The 22,813-nt window shown below is 37.6% G+C and carries 16 protein-coding genes and 2 pseudogenes; 13 read left to right on the top strand and 5 right to left on the bottom strand.

Annotated features, from left to right (window positions below; all coding sequences use genetic code 11):
- Window positions 1–362: 362 nt before the first annotated feature.
- Both IPK91_06430 and IPK91_06425 read left to right on the top strand, forming a co-directional pair.
- Window positions 363–4,289, top strand: a complete 3,927-nt coding sequence (locus IPK91_06430) for a T9SS type A sorting domain-containing protein (protein ID MBK8296902.1) — start codon at window positions 363–365, stop codon at window positions 4,287–4,289.
- A 227-nt stretch (window positions 4,290–4,516) separates the two neighbouring features.
- Window positions 4,517–4,874, top strand: a pseudogene (locus IPK91_06425) (four helix bundle protein).
- A 235-nt stretch (window positions 4,875–5,109) separates the two neighbouring features.
- Here IPK91_06425 and IPK91_06420 read toward each other — a convergent pair.
- Complete coding sequence (locus IPK91_06420) at window positions 5,110–7,413, bottom strand: DUF3494 domain-containing protein (GenBank protein ID MBK8296901.1); 2,304 nt, start codon at window positions 7,411–7,413, stop codon at window positions 5,110–5,112.
- A gap of 402 nt (window positions 7,414–7,815) precedes the next feature.
- On the opposite strand from IPK91_06420, the gene IPK91_06415 reads away from it, so the two are divergent.
- A complete protein-coding gene (locus tag IPK91_06415; protein MBK8296900.1) occupies window positions 7,816–8,178 on the top strand; it encodes a DUF3127 domain-containing protein in 363 nt (120 codons plus the stop codon).
- On the top strand, window positions 8,178–8,726 hold the full coding sequence (locus IPK91_06410) for a hypothetical protein (protein MBK8296899.1): 549 nt from the start codon (window positions 8,178–8,180) through the stop codon (window positions 8,724–8,726). The genes IPK91_06415 and IPK91_06410 overlap by 1 nt, the downstream gene beginning before the upstream one ends.
- Window positions 8,727–8,761: 35 nt before the next feature.
- On the opposite strand, the gene IPK91_06405 is transcribed toward IPK91_06410, so the two are convergent.
- Window positions 8,762–10,231: a proline--tRNA ligase gene (locus IPK91_06405; GenBank protein MBK8296898.1), complete on the bottom strand. Its 1,470-nt coding sequence runs from the start codon at window positions 10,229–10,231 to the stop codon at window positions 8,762–8,764.
- Between the two features lie 181 nt (window positions 10,232–10,412).
- Between IPK91_06405 and IPK91_06400 the strand changes: the two genes are divergently transcribed.
- From IPK91_06400 to IPK91_06375, 6 genes are all read left to right on the top strand, one after another.
- Window positions 10,413–11,651 (top strand): hypothetical protein, encoded by a 1,239-nt coding sequence (locus IPK91_06400; GenBank protein MBK8296897.1) that lies wholly within the window; start codon window positions 10,413–10,415, stop codon window positions 11,649–11,651.
- Window positions 11,652–11,708: 57 nt separating this feature from the next.
- On the top strand, window positions 11,709–13,283 hold the full coding sequence (locus tag IPK91_06395) for a hypothetical protein (GenBank protein MBK8296896.1): 1,575 nt from the start codon (window positions 11,709–11,711) through the stop codon (window positions 13,281–13,283).
- A 106-nt stretch (window positions 13,284–13,389) separates the two neighbouring features.
- Window positions 13,390–14,154 carry a peroxide stress protein YaaA gene (gene yaaA / locus IPK91_06390; protein MBK8296895.1) on the top strand — a complete coding sequence of 255 codons (765 nt, stop codon included), beginning with the start codon at window positions 13,390–13,392 and terminating at the stop codon, window positions 14,152–14,154.
- A gap of 8 nt (window positions 14,155–14,162) precedes the next feature.
- A complete protein-coding gene (locus IPK91_06385) occupies window positions 14,163–15,068 on the top strand; it encodes a penicillin acylase family protein (protein ID MBK8296894.1) in 906 nt (301 codons plus the stop codon).
- Entirely contained in the window at window positions 14,984–16,582 is a 1,599-nt protein-coding gene (locus IPK91_06380; GenBank protein ID MBK8296893.1) for a penicillin acylase family protein, read from the top strand. The genes IPK91_06385 and IPK91_06380 overlap by 85 nt, the downstream gene beginning before the upstream one ends.
- Complete coding sequence (locus tag IPK91_06375) at window positions 16,569–16,934, top strand: hypothetical protein (protein ID MBK8296892.1); 366 nt, start codon at window positions 16,569–16,571, stop codon at window positions 16,932–16,934. The genes IPK91_06380 and IPK91_06375 overlap by 14 nt, the downstream gene beginning before the upstream one ends.
- Here IPK91_06375 and IPK91_06370 read toward each other — a convergent pair whose 3' ends face one another.
- The 3 genes and pseudogenes from IPK91_06370 to IPK91_06360 all read right to left on the bottom strand — a co-directional run bounded on the left by IPK91_06370 (window position 16,935) and on the right by IPK91_06360 (window position 19,360).
- On the bottom strand, window positions 16,935–18,575 hold the full coding sequence (locus tag IPK91_06370) for a hypothetical protein (GenBank protein MBK8296891.1): 1,641 nt from the start codon (window positions 18,573–18,575) through the stop codon (window positions 16,935–16,937).
- On the bottom strand, window positions 18,569–18,994 hold the full coding sequence (locus tag IPK91_06365; GenBank protein MBK8296890.1) for a DoxX family protein: 426 nt from the start codon (window positions 18,992–18,994) through the stop codon (window positions 18,569–18,571). Before IPK91_06365 ends, IPK91_06370 begins: the two co-directional genes overlap by 7 nt.
- A 16-nt stretch (window positions 18,995–19,010) precedes the next feature.
- Window positions 19,011–19,360, bottom strand: a pseudogene (locus IPK91_06360) (iron-sulfur cluster assembly accessory protein).
- Between the two features lie 106 nt (window positions 19,361–19,466).
- Between IPK91_06360 and IPK91_06355 the strand changes: the two are divergent.
- From IPK91_06355 to IPK91_06345, 3 genes are all read left to right on the top strand, one after another.
- Window positions 19,467–19,937 (top strand): hypothetical protein, encoded by a 471-nt coding sequence (locus IPK91_06355; protein MBK8296889.1) that lies wholly within the window; start codon window positions 19,467–19,469, stop codon window positions 19,935–19,937.
- Between the two features lie 99 nt (window positions 19,938–20,036).
- Window positions 20,037–21,659, top strand: a complete 1,623-nt coding sequence (locus IPK91_06350; protein ID MBK8296888.1) for an ATP-binding cassette domain-containing protein — start codon at window positions 20,037–20,039, stop codon at window positions 21,657–21,659.
- Window positions 21,660–21,777: 118 nt separating this feature from the next.
- Window positions 21,778–22,326, top strand: a complete 549-nt coding sequence (locus IPK91_06345; protein ID MBK8296887.1) for a glutathione peroxidase — start codon at window positions 21,778–21,780, stop codon at window positions 22,324–22,326.
- Window positions 22,327–22,813: the final 487 nt, after the last annotated feature.

Here is a 22,813-nt window from a genome sequence, read left to right as displayed (position 1 = left end):
CTTGATATCTTAACAGCTTTATTCACCAATCCAATTTCTACTCATATCTTAAATATCAACACTTTATAAATATTATAAAAAAATATATAAAAATAATTCATATATAATTTGCTTTATAATCTAACTACTATATATATTTGTCCCATATATAAATAATATTTATATATATACCTACCTAACCTGAGCAATCCACCATTGGTGGATGATGTTTTCATCTGATAATAAGCCTTCAAAAGAAATACCTTCTATTTCAGGAAACTGAAGCTCTTGAAATCGTCGGTTACACTGTAAAATGATTTTGTTGCGCCCGGTATTCTTCGATCAAAGAAACCGGTATGCAGATTACTTAAACCTTGAAGCTTATGCAACCGATAACTACATTTGGTTTCGGATTAAGAAAACTACGCCCTTCGGGGTACCTCCTTCCTTTTAATTGGATGTTACTCTGTTTCATCTTGTTAATTGCGAATTCTACGAACTACCTTTCTGCACAATGTCAATTGGCTTGTAAGGGAAAAGTCAATGTTTCAATTGGCTTTGGTTGCGAGGCTGAAATCACTCCCCAAATGTTATTGACAGGTGGAGTCGATGGCTGCCCTAATGCCCGTTTTCGGGTGGATGTATTGGGCTATGACCGCAAACCCATCCCTTCTAGTCCATTTGTTACGGGAGCTTATCTGAAACAAGAACTCATTGCAATGGTGTATGATTCCAACAGTAAAAATTCGTGTTGGAGTAAAATTTATGTTGAAGATAAATTCGGTCCTTACATCGAATGCAGAATGGACACCGTTTATTGCAACGATACCCTTGCATTTTCAACACCGGTATATTATGATAATTGCGATCCCTATCCAACGATTAGTTTATTAAGCGAAGAAGTTGAAAATATTGATTGTGATCCATACCTGCTAAAAAAATTAACCCGCTATTGGCAAGGTGTAGACAATCTTGGTAATAAGGGAAAAATTTGTACTTCCATGTTTTGGTTGAAACGAATTCCAATTGATTCTGTTTCCTATCCAAAAAATTTTAACAAAGCAACGGATTGCATTTTAGAATGCAATGGTGTTTATGAAAAAGATGCCAATGGCCATCCGCATCCAAATGTAACCGGTGTACCCAATGTACACGGACTTTCCTTGTGGCCTTCTTATTTGTTTTTTTGTAACCTCTCTACGAATTATGAGGATCAAGTTATAGTGGATCTTCCTTGTAAAAGGAAAATACTGAGATTGTGGAAAGTTGTGGAATGGTGGTGTGGCACGGCTGTCGTACACACCCATCCACAAACCATTGAAATTTTAGATACCAAACCTCCGGTATTGCATTGTCCTTATGATTTTACAGTAACCACCGCTGGTGGATATATCTGTGAAGCCAATGTGTGGATGCCTGAAATTGCTGTACATGATAGTTGTCAAAATCATGTCACGGTAGATATCTATTATCCTGGTGGAATTTTACATAATTCCAATGGAGGCTATATTAAATTATTACCGGGAATCAACAAAGTGGTCTATGTTGCCAGCGACAGTTGTTATAATTCGGATAGCTGTGAAGTCTACGTAACTGTTTATGATAAAACACCACCTGTAGCTGTATGTCAACAAAACACCGTAGTCACGTTGACTCGGGATGATATTGTTGCAGTTCCAGCAAGCGTTTTTGATGATGGTTCGTATGATGATTGTCATATCGACAGTTTATTGGCCAGAAGAATGGATAATGGAGATGCCTGTAATTTTCGGGATACTTTTTTTAGACCTTTTGTAGAGTTTTGTTGTGAAGATGCGGGCAAAGAAGTAATGGTCATCTTCAGAGTTGTTGATAAATCTGGTAATCACAATGATTGTATGGTACGCGTTGAAATACAAGATAAAACGCCACCCGTCATTAAATGTCCACATGATTACAGCGTGACGTGTTCAAAACACAATGATACCATAAATTTAAAACGATTTGGTGAAGCAACTTACTATGATAATTGTGTAGTCCACATGCATGAATACGTTGATTCATTTTTAAATCAGTGCGGTTTAGGCTATATCGAACGGGTATTCGTGGTTCGCGATAATATGAATCGCTATGATAGTTGCCGTCAGCGGATCACTGTCTATGATGATGATCCTTTCGATGGAGGCGATATTATCTGGCCTTATGATTACCATGTAAATTCATGTGGTGGTGATTTAGATCCAAAAAATTTACCGGATACGTTTGGTTATCCTATTTTCATCGACAATGATTGTTCTTTAATTGGAACCAGTTATGAAGATCATCAATTTAATTATGTACAGGATACCGCGGTTTGTTTTAAAATTTTAAGAAAATGGAAAGTTATTGACTGGTGTCAATGCTATTATGATACCCAATTAGGTCAAACGGTTTGTCCGAGTTGGCATCACGAACAAATTATCAAAGTAAGTAACAAGAATCCACCAAAAATATTGGATGACTGTGATACCGTGCGGGTGTGTATAACAAATCAAAATTGTTTAAAAGAGCGCGTTACCTTGAGTCATGAAGCGAAAGATGAGTGTACTCCGGATGATCGTTTGTTCAGTTCCTTCAAATTGGATTTATACAACAATGGTTTGTTTGACAGTACCTATGCAGTTATAGGAAATAAAATTTCATTTGATGGAGAGTTACCTATTGGGGAACATCGTTTCTTGTGGATTTTTGATGACCTGTGTGGAAATCGCGAAATTTGTACACAAATTGTTCAGGTTAGAAATTGTAAACCCCCTACCGCGTATTGTTTAATAGGTATCAATATCAATATCATGGGCATTGATACCAACGGAGACGGTCGTTTAGAAGGCATGATTGATGTTTGGGCCAGTGATGTTGATAAAGGAAGTTACCAGTATTGCGGGAATCCAGTGACGCTGTCATTTTTCAGTGATACAACTATTAAATCGATCCGATATACTTGCGACAGCTTGGGTATGCATAAAGTAAATTTATGGGTAACGGATCAAACAACAGGCTTGCAGGATTATTGCACGACAACGATTACAATACAAGATAATAATAAGGTGTGCGGAAACAGACCTACATTAAATGCAAACCTTGCAGGATTAATCGTTACTCCTTTTGATCAACCGGTCAGTGAAGTAACCCTTAGGGTAGATGGCCCACAGGGCATCTTGCAAAAAGAATTTAATGGAAGTTTTGAATTTACGAATCTCCGGATTGGAGACGATTATAAAGTTACAGCATTGGTTGATAAAAATTATCTCGATGGGGTAAGCACAATGGATATTGTAAAAATTCAACGACATATATTAGGCACAGAAATATTTCCATCGCCCTGGCATTTATTGGCTGCAGATGTCAATGGTGACCATAGAGTAACCGCTGCAGATATTGCTGCCGTAAGAAAATTAATCTTAGGCGTTGATGGAAAATACAAGAGCAATTTATCCTGGATGTTTTTAGACGCAAACTATCAGTTTCCAGATCCCAATGATCCATGGATAGAGAATCTGCCAGCTGAATATAACATTATCAGTTTAGCAGGACCTATGATGTATGCCGATTTCAGAGGAATCAAAGTAGGGGACGTGAGTCAAACTACCTGGAATGGTTTACACCATGCAGAGACGCGCAGTTTGAAAAATATGGAATTGGAACTGGGCGAACCGGTCAACAAGCATCTTGTACCAATATTTGCCAAAGAGGCTATGCGTTTAAGTGGCATGCAGTTTACTTTGAAATTTAATTCAAGCCAATTAAACATTACAGGAATTAAACCCGGTAAAATTGCAATCATGGATCCAAATATCGGCTGGGCGTATATTGATAAATCGTATATTCTGGTTTCGTGGAATGCAGATCAGGATGTTGATATTAGCAAAGGGGATCTGTTGTTTTTTATAGAAACGGATCAGGATCTTACAGAACAAATTGTTTCGTCTATTGAATTTAATTCTGATGTCATCAATGCAGAAGCGTATACTGAACAGGATGAAATTTTGGGAATCCATATAAGCAAGAACGAATTCAATCCAGATGAGGACATTATTATTGGCGAACCAGTGCCCAATCCATTTGCACAACTCACGACGCTCAAATTTTATTTGAAAGAGCGCACAGATATTCAATACAGTATTTCAGATTTAAACGGAAAATTAATCTATCGTAAAAAAGAAAGCTACCAAGAGGGACAGAATACTTTGACTATTAAAAAGGAAATCTTGTCCGGACCTGGAGTTTATTTACTGAAGATGGAAGCTGGGGAATACACTAAAAGTATCAAACTCGTGCTGTTTGACAACTAGGCTTCAGGTTTAAATATCATATTACAGTGAACCCTTCTCGTTGCAAAACGGGAAGGGCTTTTTTGTAAAGGGATTAGGCTGATGGACTTTTAGACTTTTAGACTGTTAGACTTACAGGCTGATAGGCTGATAGACTAATAGGCTATTAGGCTGCTGGTTAATTATTTTATTATTTATTTACCTATAGAGTGTATTTTTGAAGAATAAACACCTAAAATATTTTGACTATGAGAGATTACACTAAGTTGCGTGCATTTATTTTATCAGATGATCTTGTAAGGGAAGTTTATACCTTAACCAAGAGGTTTCCAAAAGAGGAAATTTTTTGGTCTTACTTCACAAATTCGAAGATCTGTAATAGCAGTTCCTTCTAATATTGTTGAAGGGAGTTATCGTGACAGCCAGAAAGAATATTACCGTTTTCTCGAAATTGCTTTTTCTTCTCTTAAAGAAGCCCACTATCAAATAGGGTTAGCGGTAAAATTGAATTTCTTAACAAAAAAGGAGTTGGATTTATGTGAATCGAAATTTATTGAAGCTGAAAAGGTTTTGGCGGGCCTAATCCGAAAACTTAAAACACTATAGAGGAAAATCAGAGTAAAGAAATTTGCTATTGTCTATTAACCTAACAGTCTAACAGTCTAACAGCCTAATAGTCTAACAGTCTATCAGCCTAACAGTCTATCAGCCTAACAGTCTAACAGTCTAACAGCCTAATAGTCTAACAGTCTATCAGCCTAACAGTCTATCATTCTAACAGTCTATCAGCCTAACAGTCTAACAGTCTAATAGCCATTAACTATCAACTATCTGCAATCAACTATTTATAAATTAAAATTTTTCGATTTATTACCTGGTCCCCGTTTGTGATTTTATAAAAATAGATTCCAGGGTTTAGTTCGTCTGCATTGAGTTCCAATGTATTCATTTTGCCTTTTAAAATTTCTCCCTCAAATAATTTTGAAATCAACTTGCCCGACAAATTATAGAGTTGAATTTCAACATAAGAATCCTTAGAAAGATTTTGAAATAACATGGTGGCTTTTGAATTGAAGGGATTTGGATAAACATAAACGTCTATGTTATTCGTTTGCGGTTTATTATTAAAATCCGAGTTATGATTGTCAGACCTTGAAGTAGAAGATCCTTGAAATAAAACGACCACGGTAGCTGAACAGGTATTCGTGCATCCATTTGCATTGGTGGTTGTAACAACATAGGTACCGGGAGCTGAAACGGTTATACAACAGATTTTTGCACCATTATTCCAATTGTAAGCAAGATAGCCACTGGTTGCACATAAAGTAGTCGTTTCCCCAGCCCAGATTTCTCGAAGCCCTGAAATTGTGCAAGTTGGATTTTTAATTACTTGAATGCTTTTATTGCAGACACTTCTACAGCCATTCGAACTAGTAACAGTTACGGCATAGTTTCCAGCTTTAACAATGTTTATACAATTGGCAGTGCCTCCTGTACTCCAGGCATATTTTGCAGCCCCAGGCGGAGCGCACAGTTGCTTGCTTTGGCCTTCGCACAAACCATTTGTTCCGGCAATGCTGCATCCTGGTAACGGATAGATAGTTACAACGACACTGCAGGTATTTGTACAGCCAGCTTTTTTTACTTTTACTGAATATGTTCCAGCAGCAGTTACTTTGATGCTGCTCGCAGTTGAACCTGTACTCCATAAATAAGTGGTTCCACTGCCAGTTGGGGCTGATAATAGGGTAGCAGTTCCTTGACAGATTGCAGTACCCCCTGATATCAAACAAGGTGGAGCATACGAAACGGATTTGCTACAAACGCTCGTGCAGCCAATTGAATTGGTTACGGTTACAAAATAAGTACCTGGAACGGTGATATTGGTGCAATTTGAAGTCGCACCTGTACTCCATAAATAACCAGTCAAACCGGAAGGAGCACAAAGCTGGACTGTTTGTCCCTGACACAACCCTTGATTACCTGATATCAAGCAACTGGGTGGATTAATCACTGTGATGGTGACCGAATGCGATAAATCACATCCTGTGGAAAGTATAGTTTCTTTAAGCGTGTATAGTGTTGTTGCTGATGGGTTAGCAATTGGATTAGCGATTGCGGAAGAACTTAAGCCGGTTGCAGGTGTCCATAAATAACTATGGCCTGCGATAGGGCTGGTTCCAATTTGAATGCTTGCTCCTGTTCCACTGGAATTTGAAATACAGATTGTACGGTTTGGTCCGGTGATAGCCAATGGCAAAGGATTTACAATTACCTGGATGTGATTTGAAACAGCACTTCCACATCCTGTAGTAACGGTTACAAAATAATCTCCTGCGGTGCCAGTTGTAATGGATGGACTCGTTGCTCCGGTGCTCCAAGTTCCTCCTGGATTTCCAGATAAGGTCACCTGATCACCTTGACAAATTGTAGTAGAACTGGAAGCTGTTATCGTTGGAGCAATGGGATTTAACACCAGCGTTACCACATTATTATGCAACGAAATGGCTCCTGCTTGTGAAAGTGCTCTGCCAAGTAATGAAGAACCTTCTAATAAACTAATTGCGCCATTTACAAGTAATGTTCCTCTAAAAACACTGCCATCTCCCAATGCAAACGCACCATTGATTTGCCAAAAAACATTGCATATTGATGCAGAATTTATCAAAATTACATTTGTAAACGTACTGGTAGACAATGCACCATTGATCTGAAATATAAATACTGCATTTGGATTCCCTTGTCCATCTAAAATTAAATCTCCATTTAAACTGGATGCACCTCCCAAACAATAAATGTTTGGAGTCAACAGTTGATTGTTTCCGAGGGTTGTTCCAATTACCAATCCACATGTTAAGCCAGCAAGGTAACTGTAAGCAATTGCTACATCGCTTGCAGCTTGTGCGGAAATTGGATCCGCCACATGAATTTGTCCGACCAAAATGCCCGGAGGGAAACCAGTAAATGCACCCACATTTGTTCCTATATCTCCGGTTACAGTTGAAGTACCTAAATTGTTAAAAGCTCCTGCTGCAGTAAATAAGGTAAAACTGGATGTAACACCTAAATTAGGAACTTGACTAAAATTTGTATTCGGTAACAAAAAGAAGATTGCAATCAGTAATGGAAGGAATTTAATTTTCATGATTTTAAATTTATTATCCCCGATTGGAGGCACATTTGTGAATTTTTTTTTTTCAATTCTAAAGATCGCATAACTTCAGTCGTACGCATTACATAAATACTTGTCAGAATTACATCTATTCCACATATAAATTAATCTTATATAATAATTGACATTATTAAAATGCTTATCAAACCAACTCAAATTCTAATTCAATCAGAATTTATTCAATAATATAAAATCAGGAAATGCATTTAAATTTTATAGAGATTGGTGGGTATTGCAAATTAGTTTTTTGCAAAATGATATCAATTTTTTCTGCCTGATTTTAAAATAATAGGGTCGATTAGAACAGGTAAAACCCTATTAATTGCTCATTTGTACAATGCTTTAATTTTTTTACCTTTGTGGAAAATCTGCAATATGAGTTTTCAAATAAATGGCAAACTGGTTAAGAAAATGGACGCTGAAAGTAAGACAGCCAGTTTTACGACCAGAGAGTTTGTAATTGTCACCCAGGAGCAATACCCACAGTATGTAAAATTTCAATTGGTACAGGATCGATGCGGTGTAATCGACCGCTTTAATGAAAATGATGAGATCACAGTCCATTTTGATTTACGAGGACGTGAATGGCAGGGTAAATATTTTACCAACTTAAATGCCTGGAAAGTAGATGCAGCACAGGCTTCTGGAAATTTGGCCGGACAGGAATTGGTTGCAGATAAAGATGCACCGGATCCGTTTGCAAATGCCTCAGAGAATTTTGACGACCTGCCTTTTTAATGTACGCTTTTTTTAGAGCGGTCTTTATTGGTGCATTGGTCTTGTGTGCTACGGTAGGATTTTCACAAGACATACAATTTATGCGGAGTTATTACGCAGATGATTTTCGTGATTGGATTTTTTTCGATACAGAAGATCAGGAAATTGGAAGTTTGCGTGCCCGTTTTCAATTAAAGGAAGACTACAGCCAATGGGATTTTAGATTGGGAGAGTTTTCCGGTTTTATATTGCAGCGATGGAATGGCCGTGCCAATGAATGGGAAATACGATCTGGAAATACATTTATTACAGTTTCAGCAACCTGGCCTGGTCAATTTGACTCCTGGCGAATTACAAGCAAAGACCAGGTGTATTATTTAATTCGCGATCGGGATCCACAGGATTTTAATTGGGAACTTAGCTATAATCAAAAAACGCTGTGTCGGATATACAATATTTATTTTCGAGATCCCCGAGATTGGGAAATCGAAAAATTTGTTGAAGTACTGGATCCTGCATTAGAAATGACGGCCTTGTTTTTAGTTGGTTTTTATTCTGTAAAAGAGTAAAACAAAAAATTGATTTGAATCCGCCAGTAAAAACTTCAATATGCTTTCGCAAACAGCACCCTTCTTTTAGATTCTTTTCCAGTTAATATGCATGTGCCGATTTCTTCTTTTGCATCCAATGGAATGCAACGAATCGTCGCTTTGGTTAATTCTTTGATTTTATTTTCGGTTTCATCGGTACCGTCCCAGTGTGCGTAAATGAAACCCGGACGCTCTTCCAGAATTTTTACAAATTCATCCCAGCTATCTACTTTATGAGAATTTTCTTCCCGAAAAGCTAAAGCTTTTTGAAACATGTTGTTTTGGATTTCATTCAACAAATCTGCAACGTGACTTACGACTTGATTCGTTGGAATGCTTTGTTTTTCTTTGGTATCTCTTCGAGCAACTTCCATGACTCCTTGTTCAAGATCACGGGCACCAATTCCAATCCGCACAGGAACTCCTTTCAATTCATGTTGTGCAAATTTAAATCCCGGACGATTTTTATCATCCTTATCGTAAAAACAGCGGATGCCTAGTGCGCGAAAAGCATCCATCAATAAATTTGCATGCGCTTCAATTTCTTCGCTGGGCTTTGGTATGGGTACGATTACTACTTGTTGAGGCGCAAGTTTTGGTGGAAGTATTAATCCATCATCATCCGAATGAGCCATTACCAATGCACCAATTAAGCGCGTACTAACACCCCAGGAAGTAGCCCACACATATTCTTCTTTATTTTGATCGGTCAAATATTTCACTTGAAATGCTTTTGCAAAATTCTGTCCGAGAAAATGAGAGGTCCCGGCTTGTAAGGCTTTACCATCTTGCATCATGGCTTCAATGGTGTAGGTTTCATCTGCACCGGCAAATCGTTCGTTGGCAGTTTTATATCCCTTGATGACCGGAATGGCCATGTAATCTTCAGCAAACCGTGTATAAATTTCGTGCATTTGTTCAGCTTCTTGAATGGCTTCTGCTGCAGTAGCATGCGCAGTATGACCTTCCTGCCATAAAAATTCGGTAGTCCGCAAAAATGGGCGGGTTCGCATTTCCCAACGCACAACATTGGCCCATTGATTGATTAAGATGGGTAAGTCGCGATAGGATTGGATCCAATCCCGATAGGTATTCCAGATAATTGCTTCAGAAGTGGGCCGTACGACCAGTTCTTCGTCGAGCTTGGCATCCGGATCCACCATTAATTTGCCTTTTTGATTTGGATCTGCTTTTAATCGGTAATGGGTCACTATGGCACATTCTTTTGCAAATCCTTCTGCATTTTTTTCTTCCGCTTCAAACAGACTTTTAGGAACGAATAATGGAAAATAAGCGTTTACATGTCCGGTGTCTTTAAACATCCGGTCGAGAATATCGCGCATGTTTTCCCAAAGGGCATATCCATGCGGTTTAATTACCATGCAACCCCGGACGGCCGATTGATCTGCTAATCCGGATTTGTAAACGATGTCATTGTACCATTGCGAATAATCCGCGCTTCTTGTACTGATTTCTTTTGCCATATTAAAAAGTCTTATGATTAAACTTTTATGCTAAATACCCTGTCTTAACTATGTGGGGGGGCATGTTAAAAAAATTAACCCATTACACAAGAAATCTTAAATGGATTTTAACTAAGCCCGGACACAAAAGTAATAAATTGCAGACGTTATCTATATATTAGACCATAAATAACAGAAAACCATGAAAAACACGTATCAACAGCTCGTTTTCGCAAGTTTCTTAGTTTTAATATCACAAGGAATAAAAGCACAATTTGATGATGTGTATTACGATCCTAGTAAAGTTCGTAAAGAAGACAACTATTATAAGGAAACCATCAAACCGAATGAGAAAGAAATTCGTCCGGAAGATGACTTAAAATCAAAACAGCAAGAGGAATCTTACAAAGATTCAGGTGACTATGATGATGAATACAGTGAATATGATGATCAGGATTATTATTATGCATCCCGCATCAAACGCTTTCACAGACCCTATAGAGGATTCTCCTATTATGATCCTTGTTATGTAGATTATTATTTTTACGATCCTTTTAGTTATGATCCCTGGTTTTTTGAACGGGATATTTACTCTGCGTCCTGGTATTATTCTCCCTATTACAGTTATACCCGCTATCATTACCGCCCATGGAGATATAATTATTGGAATTATTGGGATGGATATTATGGCTGGGGATGCAATCCTTACAGCTATTCGTATTGGCCGGGAAGTTATTACTCAAATAATTATTACTATGGGGGAAATTATTACAACAACTACCACAACAACCACCATGGAAACGGTTATAATGACAATCCAAAAGGGACCTATAAAGGAAGTCGTGGATTTGGGTTGACCAATACCTCTAAAAGAGGACCTGTTCGTGTGTACAATCCGTCTCCAAAAGTATTTACGGATTTACCAGGCGATCATGTAAAACCTTCACCAGAAAAACGGGTGGTGCGTTCAGCCGATGGGGATTCCTATACTCCAAGACCGGAATACAAACCAGAACGCAATTCAGTAAGAAAAGAATTGCCAGGAAATAATAACGAGACACCCAAACCAGAACGGGGTGGAGGAAGAGATACTTATAAACCGAAAGAAACTCCTGGCGAACGGACTGCACCGGATAGACAAACGACTCCACCTAAACGGGAGTATCGTCCAGAGCGATCTGAACCTAAACCAATGGATAATACAGCGCCTCCTAAACGCAAAGAACGCGAAGAAGGGGACCGCTTTAAACCGCATCGCGATTTTCAATCGGAATCACCTTCCATGCCACGTCCGGAATCTAAACCAAGAGAACGGTCGGAATTTTCACAACCTAAAATGGAACGGACTGAATCAAGATCCCCTAATAATTCGAATTCCAATTCAGGATCAAATTCGAATAAAGAGTCATCCTCGGGAGGAAACCGTCGCACACCCAGATAGGATGAATGAAATTCCTTCAAACTGGATTCTGATTAATTAATATTCAACAAAAGCTAAATGGCTAAATTTAAAATTGGCACCTTGTTATTGCTGTTCATTTGGAGTGAACTTCTTTTCGCACAAACTGCTTCAGAAGCACTACAATACAGTTTAACCCGTTCGGTAGCAACTGCACGATTAAACGGAATTGGAGGCGCTATGGGCGCTTTGGGGGGTGATTTTGGAGCTATCGGAATCAATCCTGCAGGATTAGGCTTATTTAGAAAATCAGATTTTTATATTTCAATGGGCCCTGCCTATTTCCAAAACAATTCAATACTTAAGGGCACAGGAAATGATCGTTATGATGAAGGTAAGACTACATTTAATTTTAATGGATTGGGTTTAGTAATCACTAATGAACCAATAGGCAGTAATTGGAAAAATTTAAGTTTTTCATTGCAGATTGCTAAAGTGGCGGATTTTAATCAAAACACCTATTTCAAAGGAAAGAGTCCGGGCTCAATAACAGATCGTTTTTTAGAATTGTCATTAGACCCAACTCAAAGTGGATTGATCGGTTTGGATCCGAATGATCTGGATGATTTTGAAGCAGGGCTTGCATACGAAACCGGTGCCTTGTTTGATCCGGTTGGAAATCCAAATCAGACTGTTTATACAACCGATTTATTAGCCTATGCAGGAACGGCAATCCCTAAAGAACAATTATTGAAAACCCGAGGAAGCATGTATGATTTTTCAATCGGATTTGGTGGAAACTACAAAGAAAAATTAGCACTGGGTGCCGTAATTAATATTCCAACTGGAAATTTTAAACGCAACAATACGTATAAAGAATACGAATCAACCCGGGATGAATTTCTTCCATTCATCGATCTTGAATTCAAGGATAAATTGGAAACAGAAATTTCAGGTGTTAATGCCAGATTGGGCCTAATTTATAAACCGATTCAGGCATTGCGATTTGGAGTTGCCTGGCAATCACCTGGTGTCTTGAGTTTAAAAGATAAATTCAATACGGAATTAAGCTATACCTATTACAATGGCAGGAGAGATACTAGTCTTACTGCGTATTCACCGGATGGGGAATTTAATTATCGATTGCGTACGCCCATGCAATGGGTTTTGAGCATTGCAGCCATTGGAACTTACGGTTTCTTATCTGCCGATATTGATTTTGTAGATCCTTCAACTGCAAAATACAATCTTACCTCTGATAGTGACAATCCTTCTGATTACGAATATGAAAAACAATTAAATTCAGATATTAAAAAGCAATACAAGCCAAGCATTCAATACCGTTTTGGAGGTGAACTGGCTTTAAGCAAATACCGCTTCAGGGCAGGTTATGAATTGATTCAACAAGCTTATAAAAATGTCGATGAATACAATCCGGGATATAGTTTAGGAGTAGGCTATCGTGGCAATCGGAGCTATCTGGATTTCTCATTCCGTCGTACTAATTTTAATCAATCCTATGCACCTTACAGCACGGGTAACTCAGATTTTGATGGCAACGGTACCATTGATGCGCCGACACCCTTAGTCAATCAGGAATCGTTTTATCAAGCATTTACCATTACGTTTGGATTTAAGTTTGGAGCGATTCGATCGTATTCTTATGAGGATTAGTTTACTAATGAGTTGGGTCAAATTTTTTTAATAAGTTGATGTTCTAAAAACCGGATTGGATTAGAAGCATCCAATAATTTTGTATCTATGTACCAGAATTACTGGTATGCTTGCAATTGTATCCCCTTCCAAGGATCTGAATTATAAATCACCCATTCCTATTCAATCCGATGACTTGCCTCGGATGGTGGATCGTTCCATGGATTTAATAGCTGCACTGCGAAAGAAATCCGTTAAAGCATTGATGAAGCTAATGGATATTAGTGAAAAATTAGCTCTTGAAAATTTTCAACGCTATCAAAATTTCTCACCAGCGTTTATACCTGCTAATTCGAGACCAGCCATGTTTGCATTTGCAGGCGATGTATATCGAGGTTTAGACGCATATACTTTGGATAAAAAGCAGATTCAATTTGCAGCAAATCACGTTCGAATTTTATCTGGCCTATATGGTTTGTTAAGACCATTGGATTTAATGCAAGCCTATCGTTTAGAAATGGGCATTCCCTTAAAAATAAATCGCAAAAAAAATTTATACGGTTTTTGGGGTGATTCTGTAACAGCGTTGTTGCAAGAAGATTTAAATAAAACCAACAGCCAGGCCCTAATCAATTTAGCATCTCAGGAATATTTTGATGTTTTAAATTTAAATAAAATTGAACAGCCGGTAATTCACATTCATTTCAGAGAATACAAGAATGAAACCTTGCGCTTTGTAAGTTATACTGCAAAAAGAGCCAGAGGGCTTATGGTACGCTATTTGATTTTAAATAAACTGACAAAGCCGGAAGCACTTAAATTATTTAATTTTGAAAACTATGCCTTCGATCCGGAATTATCCAGTTCGACAGAATGGTTTTTTATCCGATAAAATTTTATATGAAATTTTTTAAAATACTGATACCAGTTTTCTGTTCGATTGCCTGGTATATCTTATTAAATCGTTCCTTAGTAATTGGGGATTCGAGTTTACCACCTCTTGGCAAATTTTTCAGTCCTGCTACTGGTTTTTGGAAAAATGTCTTGCATCCGGATGCTGTATTTCCAAAGACAATTCATGGATTGGCTGATAGTTCGCAAGTAGTTTTTGATGAGCGATGGGTCCCGCATATTTTCGCCCGATCTGCAAAGGATGCTTATTATATACAAGGTTATGTGCATGGTATGATGCGCTTGTGGCAAATGGATTTTGCCAGTCGCGCGGCAGAAGGAAGGATCTCAGAACTCATTGGTCCCAAAGCACTTGATTTTGATAAAAACAAACGGCGAAAAGGCTTGAAAGAATCTGCGCTAAAGAGCGTTGAAGCCTGGCGGTGTTGTCCGGAAGCCTTTGAAATGGTGCAGGCATATTCCGATGGATTTAATGCATATTTAAATACATTATCCGAGGCAGATTTACCCATTGAGTTTAAATTAATGAATTACAAACCAGAACACTGGAGTCCATACAGATCTTCTTTATTTCATAAAAGCATGTCGGAGGTTTTGTGTGGACGCGATATGGATATAGAATTGACCAATGCCCGCAATTATTTTGGAGCAGATTTTAATTTTCTATTTGAGGAAATGGATTCACTTACAGATCCGGTTATTCCAAAAGGAACTAGCTGGGATTACATTCAATCCATTAAAAAGATTCAAGCGCGAGTTTTGGCTTATTTGAAAATTTTGACTGGCAATCTGAAAAAGGAAACGCTGGATTGGGAAGTAATAATTGGGCAGTGGGTCCCACTAAATCAAGTACCGGAAATCCAATTCTCTGCAATGATCCCCATTTATCATTGACTTTGCCTTCCATTTGGTTTGAACAACAAATTCAAACACCGGATATGAATGTATATGGAGTAACATTTCCTGGGATACCGGGAGTCATCATTGGTTTTAATAAAAATATTTGCTGGGGAGTCACCAATGCTGGTTGGGATGTGATGGATTGGTATAAAATTAAATGGAAAGATGCAGCAAAAACTGCGTATGAATTAGATGGTCAATGGATACAAACAGAAACGCGCATTGAAGTCATTAAAGTAAAAGGAAAACCAGATGTTATTGATTCCGTCTTATTGACGAAATGGGGTCCAGTAGTTTATACAGATGCCGGATCAAAAAAACAGGATTTAGCCATGCATTGGATCATTCAGGATCCATCTGATAAATTTGAGATGAATACGTTTTTTGATTTGAATAAGGGAACAAATTATACAGATTATCGGGCAGCAATTACTCAATTTCCGTATCCAGCTCAAAATTTTGCATTTGCATCAACCAATGGCGATGTTGCAATATCTGTGCAAGGCAGGATGCCCATTAAAAAAAATCAGCAAGGACGTTTTGTGTTGGATGGATCAGAAAGTAAAAATGCATGGCAAGGATTTCTTGAAATGGATGAAATACCTAAAGTATTGAATCCTTCCAGAGGATTTATTTCGTCAGCAAATCAGCGCTCAACGGATTTGTCATTTCCAAATTACTACAACAATGGTGATTTTAGAGATTATCGTGGAACTTTAATAAATCGTTTGTTGGAAAAAAAGGATCGCTGGAGCGTTGAGGATATGAAAGCCTTGCAATACAACAGTTACAGTTTGCGGGCAGAAACGGCATTACCAGCCATGTTAATGCAAATCGATTCTTCAACATTGACAGCAAATGCTCAAGCGATTTATACCAAATTAAAAAACTGGAATTACAATTACGATTCTACAGCTATTGAGCCGGTGTATTTTGATGTTTGGTTTACTTGTTTTCATAAAATGGTTTGGGATGAACTCTTGCTCGACAGTACTAAAAAATATGTTGCGATTCCATCCGATGAATCCACCATCAATTGTTTGCGTTTAAAACCCAAGAGTAGCTATTTTGATTTAGTTAGAACGCCTGCCATTGAAACTGCACAAGAAATCGTGCAATTTGCTTTTGATAGTTTAATCTATTATGCAAACAATCAACTAAAAGTAAAAGATTGGGCCGCATATAAAGATGCAAGCATTTCACATCTGGCAAAGATTCCATCTTTTGGAGTTTCTGTAAGAACTTCCGGAGCTGCAGACATCATCAATGCACATGCTAAAACCTTTGGTCCTTCCTGGCGCATGATCGTTGAACTGGGAAAAACAAAAATGAATGCTTATGGAATTTATCCGGGAGGACAATCCGGGAATCCTGGCAGTCCACATTATATGGAAATGATTGATACTTGGTCAGCCGGAAACTATTACGAACTTAAATTTTTAGATACCATCCCGGATTTAAATTCCGGTTATAAATTAATTCAATTTAAATGCAATGAATCAAAATAAAACCAGATTTTTAATTTTAACAATTTTAATGGCGATAGCTTCTTTGTTTATTCCATTTTGGTTTGCCGTTTTTATTTTAGCAATGGGCTGCAGTATGGTGTTCGAAATTTCACCAGGAATTAAAATCGTTTCGCATTTTATTATTTATTATGTTGTATGCTTGGCATATTGCATCTATGCAATGTTGAATGGGAGCAATTCGCTGGTACAAATGATTTCAGGTGTTTTTCAAGGAGTAGCACCATCGATTCTGGTGGTTTTGACAGGTTTTATTTACGGTGTAACCGCTTTATTAGGAGCCTGGACAGGCAACTCCCTGCGAAATGTATTTTGGCCAACCGAAGCCAATTAATTATTTATAAACCTGGAATGAATTTCCGTACAATAAAGAATCATTTGCCAGAATTCGTATAAAATACGTTGCAGGCATTTGATTTTTAAAATCCAGTTCGATTTGTTGATTTTCAATAGAAGTTAAATTTTTAAAATAACAGCTTCGTCCATGAGCATCCTGAATCCAAATAGAAGCCTTTTTAATAGCAGTCTTGGTTTTAAAATAAATTTTTATTTTTTCAGTAGCAGAATTTGAATTCACCTGAAATGAAAAATCTTTCTTTGGTGTATAAAAGTTGCCAATATGATTCGGGCTAGCTGGTATGTAATTAATTTTTATTAAGTACGGATTGCTGATAGTATGTTTTGCCTGATCTTTTTCCCAGGGATTTCGTTCGTTGGTTGGATTGTAAATGCCGCCAAAAAGGGTTCCGATGAAAACTGAATCATTTGGAAGTTTATTTAAATCAACAATATCCTGAAAAAACAATGGCAGATCCGGACTTAAAAGTATTTCAGAATTGGTTCCAAAATAACCGGGCAATTCTTCTTTCAACAAGGATTCTTCAAAGTGCCCGTTGTGTTTGCGTGTAAGACAACTGACAGATTTTACAAAGGGAACGAGCGGATCTTGCACGATTTGGTTTAAAGAGTCTCTATAGTATTCAGCCATTCCTCCAAAAAAAACCTGATGAAATTCATTGTTAATGGAATCGTAGAGACCTATTCTCGAACACGTGTAAGATGCCAGTTTATGATCAAAATCAAAACGTTCCTCATAAGTTGTGCGATCAATAAGAGCCGTATTTAAAAAAGGTCGATTGATGTTGTATTGGAATACCCCTGAGAAGACCATCAATTTTTTATTCCCTTGTTCATCGATGATGGGATTTAAATTAAAATCCCGGCGATGAAAATTAAAGTCATTACGAATTTCTGCAAGCGTATTGATGTAAAAAGTGTCGGGTGTATTTTGGAGGCTAAACATTCGATAGGCATCGGTATAACGTTGCACTGTTTTACTCGCATCGTCGTTGTACTTTCCAGAAAAATAGTGACCCCCAACTAAATAAAATATAGAATCCAGGATGCGAAGCTGACCCCCGGCGATTGCGAAGGTATCATCAACCACATATTTAATTGAATTGCTGATATCTTGTTTTGTGAGAATGCTTGATATGATATTTTTTAAATCAAATCGTGCAAATACAGAATAGGTTTTGAATTCACCCAGCACTGATTGCGCATATCCTCCCATCAGGTAGAGGTAAGAACTGTCTTGCACAAATTCAGCATTAGAAGCAGAAAGAAAATCAAACAATTCAATCGGAAGTCCATCTAAATTTTGTTCAATGATTTGATTGGTTTGGGTATTCCATAAATACATGGATGAATTGTTGGAAGTAATTTCAAATCCGGTTTTTTTATCGTGGATACCATCTTTTCGTCCTCCAATTATTAATACATGGGGAGGCATAACCGCATAAGCAAACGAATGGATCGCAGGCCAATCCGGAATTTTTACAGTATCGAAACGGAAACTACCCAACGATTGGGCAGATGCGGAGTGCGTCGCAACAATAACCAAAATAAAAACTAAACATCGGAACCAAGCTTTTGGAAGCTGTTGAATAGCTCTGAAATAAAAACGAATCACCATTTCTCTTTTGGTAATTTGGTTACGCCAAAAAAGCGACGCACGCTGTATTTACCAGTGCCATAAACTAATACGTGGATCATTCCACCAATAAATGCAATATTTTTCATAAAGTGGATCGCTTGTACATTGCGTATGTGACGAGGATCATCCCAAAATGAGTACACAATAAAGGTAACCGGGACCCAATAGAGTAGTAATAATGTAACCGCTAAAGCAGGACGGTATCCAATCAACAGGAAAATGCCTCCAACCGCTAAGGCCAGGGCAGTGCTGTAGATCAGCAAGTCAGGATTCCAGGTAAGTCCATATTCCAACATGGTTTCTTTGGTACGATGCATAAACCATACGGAAGTAAAAGCTTCAAAAAGGGAGATCGTTGCGATCATCGCCCGTGCTAATAAATCAAATAAATCTTTCATTTGGGTTTGAGTCGGCTTAGGCTGAAAAGGATTGCCCACAGCCACAGGTATCTTTTGCATTTGGGTTAACAAATGTAAATCCACGGTTATTAAGACCTTCTACCCAGTCAATTTGCATTCCGACCAAATAAAGAGAATGTGCCTTATCCATTAAAACTTTGAAACCACCTATTTCAAAAATTTGATCTTTTCCTGAGCCAAGTCAAATCCCATAACATAGCTAAAGCCGGAACAGCCTCCGCCTTTTACACCTACTCTAAGTCCATGACTATCAGGTATTTGTTGCTCATTTTTGATGCGCTCCAATTGTTTGATAGCGGCATCTGATATGGATAAGGGCGCTTCAAGGATGGTTTCAGTCTGCATAAACAGGTATTTAATATTTAAACACAAAGTTAAGGCTTTTGGTTCTTTACAAACGGATTAAAGCCAGCTCTTGTAATTGATTAAATTTGCAGCCAATTTGATAGGAATGAATGATTTTTTTGAAGTTTTGAAGTACACCCTCCCATCAACCGTAGTTTTTCTGACGGTCTATTTCTTACTTAAACAGTATTTTGAGCAGGAGCGCATCAAACTATACACTCTTCAAAATAAAGAGCGGTATAAGACCAGCTTGCCATTAAAATTGCAGGCTTATGAACGCATTACCCTATTTCTTGAGCGATTAAAAATCACAAACCTGGTACTTCGATTTCCAATTTCCGGATCAAAGCCAGCGGAATATTGTGAATTGCTTTCTATGGGGATTCAACAAGAGTTTGAACACAATTTGGTGCAACAATTATACGTCAGTGAAAAACTTTGGGAAATAGTGGTATGGACCAAAGAAGAAATTTTAAATGAAATTGATCGGACAGGTCATGAATTAATATCAACAGATTTAAATACCTCTAAAGATGTTTTAATCACCCATTTACATCAAAAACAACACCGATCTTAGATAAGGCACTTTCTGCAGTAAAAAAAGAAATTCAATTGTTAGTGTAAATTATTTTTTAATCCATTTTATTTTTTTAGAAAAAACAAATATTTCAGCAAAATGATCAGCACTACGAATGTCAGCCTGGCTTATGGAAAACGAATTTTATTTGATGAAGTCAGTATCAGTTTTACCAAAGGCAATTGTTATGGCATTATTGGAGCCAACGGAGCAGGTAAAAGTACCTTTCTTAAAATTCTCAGCGGAGAATTATTTCCCAATAAAGGAAGCGTAGATATTTCTCCTGGAGAGCGATTAGCAGTACTCAAACAAAACCAGTTTGAGTTTGATAATCATTCTGTATTGAATACGGTATTCATGGGCCATAAAAAATTATGGAATTTGATTTTGGAGCGGGAAGCATTGTATGCAAAACCAGATTTTAGTGAAGAAGATGGAAACAAGGCAGCTCATCTGGAAGAAGAGTTTGGTGAAATCGGAGGTTATGAAGCAGAAAGTGAAGCTGCAACGTTATTGAGTTCGTTGGGAGTTCCGGAAACAATGCATTCCAACTCAATGAGTGAAGTGGCGTCTAATCTGAAAGTGCGTGTGTTATTGGCGCAAGCTTTATTTGGGAATCCTGATATTTTGTTGTTGGATGAGCCTACCAATGGATTGGACGTTGATACCATCAAATGGCTGGAAAACTTTTTAGCAGATTATGAAAACATTGTGGTGGTTGTAAGTCACGATCGTCACTTTTTAGATGCAGTTTGTACGCACGTTGCAGATGTGGACCGTCAAAAAATTGCGGTGTATACTGGGAATTACAGTTTCTGGTACGAGTCCAGCCAATTGGCTGCGAGACAACTATCAGATAAGAATAAAAAAGTCGAAGATCGCAGAAAGGAGTTGATGGATTTTATTGCCCGATTTTCTGCTAATGCATCAAAAAGTAAACAGGCAACGTCCCGGAAGAAAGCATTAGAAAAATTAAACATCGAACAGATTCATCCTTCGTCCAGAAAATATCCGGGCATTGTTTTCAAACCGGAACGGGAAGTTGGAGATCAAATTCTGAATGTACAACATCTTGGCGCCGTGGTAGATGGGCAGGTATATTACAAGGATATTTCTTTTGTGTTAAACAAGGGTGATAAGGTAGCTATTATCAGCAAGAACCAAAATGCCATCCATCACTTTTTTGATGTATTGTCAGGCACCAAGGAAGCTCCGGAAGGAAGCTACAGTTGGGGCACCACGATATCCAAGGCATATCTTCCATTGGATATCAGTGAGCATTTTCAAAACGAATTGAACTTGATGGATTGGTTGCGTCAGTATGTTCCCGCAAGTTATACCGATGTAGATGAAGTGTTTTTAAGAGGCTATCTCGGTAGAATGCTTTTTAGTGGCGATGAAGTCATGAAGAAATGCAAAGTTTTGAGTGGTGGTGAGAAAGTGCGTTCTATGCTCAGCATGATGATGTTGCAAAATCCCAATGTCTTGTTATTGGATGAACCCACCAATCACCTGGATTTGGAAAGCATCCAGGCATTCAATGAAAACATGGTAGCATTTAATGGCATTGTGTTGATCAATTCTCACGATCATACTTTTTTACAAACTGTGTGTAACCGGATTATTGAAATCACACCCAATGGCTGTATTGATAAACTGATGAATTTTGATGAGTACCTGGCAAATGAAGCAGTCCTGGAGCAGCGAAATAAAATGTATTAATTTTTAATTCCAATTTTCAAATTTACAGAGCGATTCATTTTTAAGTTTAAAAACTTTAACAAGACACTCGTGTTTAGTTTGTAAGGCTTCTGATTTACACAATTTAATGTTTTTAAAAATGAAACACATTTTACTTTTTGCTTGTGGTTTTTTATTTCTTAACCAATCCTATTCCCAACAAATGAATCTAAAAACACTTTATGATTTTAAAGCGCTTACCATTGACGGCCAGGAATTTGATTTTAATACACTCAAAGGCAAAAAAGTACTTATTGTAAATACAGCTTCCTTGTGTGGCTATACCCATCAATACAAAGAACTTGAAGAACTGTATACGATGTTTGGCGGTGAACAATTTACGATTATTGGCTTTCCTTCAAATGATTTTGGGGAACAGGAGCCCGGCAGTAATACGGAGATCAAAGAATTTTGCAGTAAAAACTATGGAGTATCTTTTCAAATGATGTCCAAAATTTCAGTAAGTGGAGAACATACAGACCCTTTGTATAAATGGTTAACTACGAAAGAAGAAAATGGGGTACAAGATGCCCCGGTCAAATGGAATTTTCAAAAATTCTTAATTGATAAAAACGGACAATGGGCTGGAATGATAGCCCACCGTGAAAGTCCATTGTGTGATCCGATTGTCAATTGGATTAAAGAGTAAATTGAATTAGTCAGCCCCACAACGTATTTATTCAGTTTGTTTTATTGCAATAAGCTGAATACAAGCGTTATAGTTCCCTCAAAGAATAGTCACCCTTATAACCGAAATACTTCATTGATAAAACATAGGTGTTTTGATCGATCCTACCTATGAATTTTTATAATGTATAGGGGTACAGACTCAAGGCAGAAGGTGCTTTTCTGCAATTGTTATCATATTTGATTAAATCGTAATATTACAAACATATAATTGGATATTAATATTAATTAAAAATTAATATATCATTATTTTTAAAATATACAATATAAAATTTGTTAAATAAGTAACAATAGTTTTCCTTTGCATCGAAGCTGGGACCTGTAACCCAAAACCAGGCTCAAAAACCGATGAAGCAAAGTAAGTGCATATCACTTCTTTTGGTTGGACTTATTAATAGTCGATCGAAGCAAGCAACTCCAATGTCATGGAGTTCAAAATCATCTCTATT

This window comes from Saprospiraceae bacterium (genome assembly GCA_016712145.1).
GTDB lineage: Bacteria > Bacteroidota > Bacteroidia > Chitinophagales > Saprospiraceae > Vicinibacter.
Note: the sequence above shows the minus strand (reverse complement) of the source record. Positions and strands in the feature narration are given on the sequence as shown.

Excerpts from the sequence above, each read along its gene's own strand:
- IPK91_06365 (MBK8296890.1), bottom strand. The coding sequence starts at position 18,994 with ATGAAAGATTTATTTGATTTATTAGCACGGGCGATGATCGCAACGATC.
- IPK91_06430 (MBK8296902.1), top strand. The coding sequence starts at position 363 with ATGCAACCGATAACTACATTTGGTTTCGGATTAAGAAAACTACGCCCT.
- IPK91_06375 (MBK8296892.1), top strand. The coding sequence starts at position 16,569 with ATGAATCAAAATAAAACCAGATTTTTAATTTTAACAATTTTAATGGCG.
- IPK91_06345 (MBK8296887.1), top strand. The coding sequence starts at position 21,778 with ATGAAACACATTTTACTTTTTGCTTGTGGTTTTTTATTTCTTAACCAA.
- yaaA (MBK8296895.1), top strand. The coding sequence starts at position 13,390 with ATGCTTGCAATTGTATCCCCTTCCAAGGATCTGAATTATAAATCACCC.
- IPK91_06410 (MBK8296899.1), top strand. The coding sequence starts at position 8,178 with ATGTACGCTTTTTTTAGAGCGGTCTTTATTGGTGCATTGGTCTTGTGT.
- IPK91_06405 (MBK8296898.1), bottom strand. The coding sequence starts at position 10,231 with ATGGCAAAAGAAATCAGTACAAGAAGCGCGGATTATTCGCAATGGTAC.
- IPK91_06385 (MBK8296894.1), top strand. The coding sequence starts at position 14,163 with ATGAAATTTTTTAAAATACTGATACCAGTTTTCTGTTCGATTGCCTGG.
- IPK91_06395 (MBK8296896.1), top strand. The coding sequence starts at position 11,709 with ATGGCTAAATTTAAAATTGGCACCTTGTTATTGCTGTTCATTTGGAGT.
- IPK91_06370 (MBK8296891.1), bottom strand. The coding sequence starts at position 18,575 with ATGGTGATTCGTTTTTATTTCAGAGCTATTCAACAGCTTCCAAAAGCT.
- IPK91_06350 (MBK8296888.1), top strand. The coding sequence starts at position 20,037 with ATGATCAGCACTACGAATGTCAGCCTGGCTTATGGAAAACGAATTTTA.
- IPK91_06415 (MBK8296900.1), top strand. The coding sequence starts at position 7,816 with ATGAGTTTTCAAATAAATGGCAAACTGGTTAAGAAAATGGACGCTGAA.
- IPK91_06355 (MBK8296889.1), top strand. The coding sequence starts at position 19,467 with ATGAATGATTTTTTTGAAGTTTTGAAGTACACCCTCCCATCAACCGTA.
- IPK91_06400 (MBK8296897.1), top strand. The coding sequence starts at position 10,413 with ATGAAAAACACGTATCAACAGCTCGTTTTCGCAAGTTTCTTAGTTTTA.
- IPK91_06420 (MBK8296901.1), bottom strand. The coding sequence starts at position 7,413 with ATGAAAATTAAATTCCTTCCATTACTGATTGCAATCTTCTTTTTGTTA.